Here is a 3550-nt window from a genome sequence, read left to right as displayed (position 1 = left end):
GCTTCATGCCCCCCACTGAAGAAGCCGAGTTCATCGTGAACATCCGCGTCCCCGAAGGCACCACCCTCGCCTCCACCGATCTCCTCGGCGAGCGCGTCGCACGCAGCATCCGCGCCCTGCCCGGCGTGGAGTCCACCCTCCTCACCATTGGTGACAATGACCAGCGCGTGCCCAATCTCGCCGGCATCTACGTCCGCCTCACTGATCCCGACACCCGCAGCGCCACGCAGCAGGACATCATGGATCAGGTGCGCAAAGAGATCCTGCCCAAATACCCCGCCGAGTGGCGCATGACCGTTCTCGCCGTGCCGCCCTTCAACACCGGCCAGTCAAGCGCCAACATCCAGTTCTACGTCGCCGGTCCCGATCTGGACCGCCTCACCGCCGCCACTGATGTCATCATGAAGGAAGCCAAAAACATCCCCGGCATTCGCGATCTGGACTCCACCCTCATCAGCGGCAAACCCGAGATCACCGCCAGCGTGGATCGCAGCAAAGCCGGTCAGCTTGGCGTCAACATCGCCGATCTCTCCACCACCCTGCGCCTTCTCGTCGGTGGTCTCGATGTCTCCACCTACGACGAAGCCGGTGAGCAGTACGACATCCACCTCCGCGCCGAAGCCGGTTACCGCAACAACCTCGAATCCATGGCCCAGCTCTCCGTCCCCAGCGCCAGCGGCGTGCCCGTCGCGCTCGACAACGTGTTGAAGCTCGAGCAAACCTCCGGCCCCTCACAAATCGACCGCCTCAACCGCCGCCGTCAGGTCACCATCAGCGCGAACAACGCACCCGACGTGGGAGAAAGCCAGATCGTCGATGCCATCGATGCCATCGTGAAAAAGCAAAACCTCCCCGCCGACTACAGCAGCGGCGTCGCAGGCCGCTCCAAGGAAATGGCCCGCACCGGCAAAGCCTTCGGCATGGCCTTCCTCATGGCCTTCGTCTTCATGTATCTCATCCTCGCCGCGCAGTTTGAGAGCTGGATTCATCCGCTCACCATCCTCCTCGCGCTGCCGCTCACGCTGCCCTTCGCCATCCTCTCCCTCATCATCTTTGGCCAGTCGCTCAATCTCTTCTCCATGCTCGGCGTCCTTGTCCTCTTCGGCATGGTCAAGAAAAACGGCATCCTGCAAATCGATCACACCATCCAGCTTCGTGCCAAAGGACTGGATCGCCTCGAAGCCATCCTCAAAGCCAACAAAGACCGACTCCGCCCCATCCTCATGACCACGCTCGCCTTCGTCGCCGGCATGGTGCCCATGATGCTCGCTCGCGGTGTCGGCGCCGCGTTCAACAACGCCACCGCAGGCGTCATCCTCGGCGGCCAGACCCTGTCTCTCCTCCTCACCCTCCTCGCCACCCCCGTCATCTATTCCTACTTCGACGACATCGTCGAATGGCGCCGCCGCCGCTCCGAAAAACGCGAAGCCCGCCGCACCGCCCGCGAAGACGCCCTGCCTCCCCAGCCCGCCCCCTCCATCGCCTAGCCCACCGTCATTCGTCATTCGTCATTCGTCATTCGTCATTCGTCATTCGTCATTCGTCATTCCTTCCTTCCCCATGCTCACTTCCGCCCCACGCCTCTGCCTCGTCCCCGTCCTCCTCATGGGGCTCGCCGCCTGCACTGTCGGGCCCGATTACAAGAAGCCGGACACCACCGACATCACCCCCGCCACCTGGCGCTGGCAGCCCAGCGCCCCGCGCGATGACTCCCCCAAAGGCGACTGGTGGAAAGTCTTCCACGACAGCGAGCTCAACCGCCTCGAAGCCCTCGCCATCGCCGACAATCAAAACCTCCGCGCCGCCTACGCCCGCATCCAGCAGTCACGCGCCAATGCCCGCGCCGCCGCCACCGATTGGTATCCATCCTTCGACCTCAACTCACGCAACAAGCGCGAGCGCACCTCCGCCCACCTGCCCACGCCCGTCCCCGTCAATATCCCCTCCGCGCAGATCAACACCTTCAGCGAAACTCTCGACCTCAGCTACGAGCTCGATCTCTGGGGCAAGGTCCGCCGCTCCTTCGAATCCGCCCGCGCCAAGTCCGAATCCAGCGCCGCCGATTTCAACAACGTCCTCCTCACCCTCACCGGAGACGTCGCAGCCACCTACTTCCAGCTTCGCGCGCTCGATGCCGATCTCGCCTCCCTGCGCCGCACCATCGCCCTGCGTGAAAAAGGCCTCGTCCTCATCCAGCAGCGCTTCAATGCCGGCACCATTATGGAGACCGACGTCGCACGCTCCAAAACTGAAGTCGCCACCGCCAAGGCCGAACTCGCCGACATCAAACGCCAGCGTCAGGAAGCCTGCGACAATCTCTCCCTGCTCTGCGGCGTCCCCGCCACAAACTTCCTCATGACCGAGCGCCCCCTGCGCGGCTCACCACCCACCATCCCCGCAGGCCTTCCCGCCAGCATCCTCGAGCGCCGCCCCGATGTCGCCGCAGCCGAGCGTCTCGTCGCCTCGCGCAATGCCGAAATCGGCGTCGCCACCGCCGCCTACTTCCCCGCCATCAGCCTCACGGCCCAGGGCGGCTACCTCAGCAAAAACACCAGCGATCTCTTCACCGCCGACAGCCGCGTCTGGTCCTTCGGCCCCAGCCTCAGCCTTCCCATCACCGGCTTCTCCCTCATCCGCGCCAATGTGCGCCTCAAACGCGAAGCCCGTGAGGAAGCCATCGCCAATTATCGTCAGGCCGTGCTCTCCGCATTGAAAGACGTCGAGACCACCCTCGCGCAAACCCGCTACCGAGCCGAGCAATCCGCCGCCCAAAACGAAGCCCTCGCCGCCGCATCCCAGGCCGCAGACCTCACCCACGCCCGCTACGACAGCGGCACCGTCGGCTACCTCGAATTCCTCGACGCCGAGCGCACCCGCCTCCAAACCGAACGCCAGGCCAACCAAGTCACCGCCCAGCGCTTCATCGCCACCGTCCGCCTCATCAAAGCCATGGGCGGCGGGTGGTAACTCTTCCGAACTTCCAAGTTCGTTCCCTCAGTGGTCATGCGGTGCCTTCTTTGACAGGATTCACAGAATTCCAAGATTTCAGGATTAAAGACAAAAGACTCTGCACTCGCAGAAGCAGGCTTTTAGTTTTGTCTCATAGCATCGCGCGGACATAAAGCGGATCCCCTCTCCCCACCAATGATATGGCAACGCCCAAGACGACCTTGGGGGAGAGGTTAGGGTGAGGGGCCGTCCTACGCTGGTGAAGGGGGTGTGTTGCCCTGTCACCTCGCCCCCTTCAGAAAAAAATCCTGAAATTCTGCCATCTTGTTAATCCTGTCAAAAACAGCCACCAAGTCACCCACCACCCACACGCCGCCGCTCAATCTTCGGCTTCATCAGCTCCCGCAAAATCAAATTCGGAAACCGCCGGCTGGGCGTGATCGCATAAAAGCTCTCTTTGATCTGCGGAAACTTGTGTCTCTCCACCAACTCCCCGCTCTCCAGCTCGTCCTTCACCACCACCGGCGGCACCAGCGTCACCCCGTGCGTCTCACGCGCCATCAGTCGCAGCATCGCCATGTCATCCACCTCCGCCGCGATG

At 62.8% G+C, this 3550-nt stretch carries 3 protein-coding genes; 2 read left to right on the top strand and 1 reads right to left on the bottom strand.

What is annotated here, in order from left to right:
* Both ACIREA_RS28750 and ACIREA_RS28745 read left to right on the top strand, forming a co-directional pair.
* Positions 1–1487 (top strand): efflux RND transporter permease subunit (locus ACIREA_RS28750; RefSeq protein WP_397385760.1); only part of this gene is annotated, 1487 nt, incomplete at its 5' end.
* Positions 1488–1560: 73 nt separating this feature from the next.
* Positions 1561–2967, top strand: a complete 1407-nt coding sequence (locus ACIREA_RS28745) for an efflux transporter outer membrane subunit (protein WP_397385759.1) — start codon at positions 1561–1563, stop codon at positions 2965–2967.
* A 336-nt stretch (positions 2968–3303) separates the two neighbouring features.
* Here the strand turns inward: ACIREA_RS28745 and ACIREA_RS28740 are convergent.
* On the bottom strand, positions 3304–3550 hold a 247-nt coding region (locus ACIREA_RS28740; RefSeq protein ID WP_397385758.1), incomplete at its 5' end, for a LysR substrate-binding domain-containing protein.

This window comes from Prosthecobacter sp. (assembly GCF_044373815.1).
Classification (GTDB): Bacteria; Verrucomicrobiota; Verrucomicrobiia; order Verrucomicrobiales; family Verrucomicrobiaceae; genus Prosthecobacter.
This window is presented reverse-complemented; position numbering and strand designations above follow the sequence as displayed.

Coding starts and splice junctions, on each gene's coding strand:
- ACIREA_RS28745 (WP_397385759.1), top strand. CDS start 1,561: ATGCTCACTTCCGCCCCACGCCTCTGCCTCGTCCCCGTCCTCCTCATG.